Origin of the sequence: Frankia sp. CcI156 (genome assembly GCF_001983015.1) — a bacterium.
GTDB classification, from domain to species: domain Bacteria; phylum Actinomycetota; class Actinomycetes; order Frankiales; family Frankiaceae; genus Frankia; species Frankia casuarinae.
Window position 1 is genome coordinate 1 of sequence record NZ_MOMD01000122.1, and the last position, 2,314, is coordinate 2,314.

Annotated in this window: 4 protein-coding genes; 2 read left to right on the forward strand and 2 right to left on the reverse strand. The window is 60.4% G+C overall.

Annotated elements, in window-relative coordinates:
- Together CcI156_RS23540 and CcI156_RS23545 are read right to left on the reverse strand one after the other, a co-directional pair.
- Positions 1-543, reverse strand: a 543-nt coding sequence (locus tag CcI156_RS23540; protein ID WP_139341612.1) for an ImmA/IrrE family metallo-endopeptidase, incomplete at its 3' end; no start/stop codon positions are given.
- Positions 540-890, reverse strand: coding sequence for a helix-turn-helix domain-containing protein (locus tag CcI156_RS23545; protein WP_011435335.1), 351 nt, complete (start codon positions 888-890; stop codon positions 540-542). The genes CcI156_RS23545 and CcI156_RS23540, both read right to left, overlap by 4 nt.
- Before the next feature lie 181 nt (positions 891-1,071).
- Here CcI156_RS23545 and CcI156_RS23550 point away from each other — a divergent pair, with 181 nt between their 5' ends.
- Together CcI156_RS23550 and CcI156_RS23555 are read left to right on the forward strand one after the other, a co-directional pair.
- A complete protein-coding gene (locus tag CcI156_RS23550) occupies positions 1,072-1,347 on the forward strand; it encodes a multiubiquitin domain-containing protein (RefSeq protein WP_076808321.1) in 276 nt (91 codons plus the stop codon).
- A partial coding sequence (locus CcI156_RS23555; protein WP_076808324.1) for a ThiF family adenylyltransferase occupies positions 1,322-2,314 on the forward strand: 993 nt, incomplete at its 3' end. The genes CcI156_RS23550 and CcI156_RS23555, both read left to right, overlap by 26 nt.

The window sequence follows — 2,314 nt, forward strand, 5'->3', positions numbered from 1 at the left end:
GGGCGAGAGCAAACCGAGATTGATGAGGCGGAACTCCATTGCCTGCCGCGACACGTCAAAGGTTCTTGCAAGATGCTGCACGATAGCCGTGTCCGACCTTAGTCGACCGCTGGTGAGCTGGTCGAGTTGTTCGACTATCCGTTCGTCGGGCATGAGTAGCGCTGCCGCAAAGGCATTCGCCTCACGCTCTTGCCGATCTGTCGCTGTAGACGAGACTGCGTCCCGAAAGTTTACGCGCACGAGCCGGTCAAGAATGAGCCCCTTACCCTCATGCAACAGAAGGTGACCAATCTCGTGCGCGATTGTGAAACGTTGACGAACCGGGGCATTGACGCTGTTGACGCCAATAATAGCTGGCTGGCCATCTTGGCGTAGTAGTAGGCCGGAAATGTCGTCTGCCTCAAAGGGCTGGTAGCGAACCACCGCGCGGAGGGAGGCGGCTATGCGGTCTACCGGGACTGGAATATAATTTGCGTATCCGCAGTCTTTTAGAAGTTCGATCGCTCGGATCTCGCTCGACGTACGACGGATCGGCGGATTCACGACGTGTTTCCGTCATCGGCAACGTGGGCGGACACGTTATCGTCGCCAGGCATCGATGCGATCGAGGCAACCCATTCCCGGTAGGGGCCGGGCGCTTCTGGCGCCGCTGAAGGGGCCGGGCGTCCCGCGATGACCTCTGCGAGGAGTTCTGGCGCTCCAACGTTGAGCTGCTCAGCTAGGCGGACGAACGTCAGCAGTGTGATGCCTTGGGCACCGTGCTCGATGTTCGTGATCGTCGTCCGCGTCAACCCGAGTCGCTCGGCAAGGGCTGCCTGGCTCCATCCCCGCTGGCGGCGGTGCTTGCGCACTGACTGCGCCAGACCGCGCTGCAGTTCCACGTCCTGCACAGGCCGCAGTCTGCCCGGGAAGCGGTGTCGGTGTCAAACTCACTGTCATGTCAGTTTCACTGTCATTTTGTTGTTGCCAGTTGGGTTGACCATCTGGTGCTCCGAGGCTGACGATCGTCAGCGTCGCCTGGTCGGCGACATCGGCTAAGCGGTCGGCAACGCCGCGGACAGGAGAACTCCCATGAGTGGGACAGCAGCAGTCGAGGCCGGGGCTCAGACCAAGACGGTGGAGATCATCGTGAACGRCCGTCGGCGCACAGTGGTCAAAGGGGAGTTGAGCTTTGACGAGGTCGTGGCCCTGGCTTTCGATCCTGTGYCTGCTGGCGACAACGTCGACTTCACGATCACCTTCCGGCGGGGGCACGGCGACAAGCCCGAGGGGACCCTCCGTCCAGGCGGGACCGTCAAGATCAAGGAAGGAATGATCTTTGATGTCACAGCGACTGATCGTTCGTAGCGCGGACCTCGGGCGGCTGCGGGAGGAGGGCTACCACCTTGAGACACGTGGAAATGTGCTGCTCGTCCACGACGTGCCGTACGTCAACCCGAGTCGGGAGGTCCTACGCGGCACCTTGGTCACCGAACTGGAGCTCGCCGGTGACATGACGATCCAGCCGTCGAACCATGTCGCCCAGTTCATCGGCCAGACACCCTCGGACTCGKAAGGCCATCCGCTGTCGAAGCTGATCAACAGCGGTGCGGCGTCGTTGGTCGGCTCGGTTCACGTCAACTTCACGTTCTCGAAGAAGCCGATGGGTGGTGACCAGCGCTACCGGGACTATCACCACAAGGTAACAACCTATGTCGCCCTCCTCTTGATGCACGCCCAGGTGCTCGATCCAACCGTCGCGGCCACGACCTTCCCAGTGATCACGCCGGACGAGGACGACGACTCGCCGTTCGAGTACCTGGACACCGCATCCGTCCGAGCCGGCATCTCGGAGGTGACCAAAAAGCTCCGGCTAGGTCCGATAGCGATCATCGGCCTCGGCGGCACCGGTGCCTATACCCTCGATCTTGTAGCGAAGACGCCGGTCCGAGAGATCCATCTATTCGATGGTGACCGCTACCTCCAGCACAACGCCTTTCGATCGCCCGGGGCGCCGTCGATCGAGGAGCTGGCTACGGTGCCAAAGAAGGTTGACTACTTCGCAGCGCGTTACGCCAAGATGCGAAAGAAAATAGTGYCGCACGGCGACTTCGTCACTGAGGCGAATGTTGACGAGCTGCGCGGAATGACGTTTGTCTTCCTCGCGCTTGATGATGGTCCGGCGCGGAAGCTGATAGTTACTAAGCTAGAAGAGTACGGGATTGATTTCATCGATGTTGGAATCGGTGTCGAGCATGTCGACAACTCGTTGACCGGTTTAGTGCGCACGACTCGTAGCTGTTCACGTCGGTTGGGTGGCGGCCTTGTAGATCTT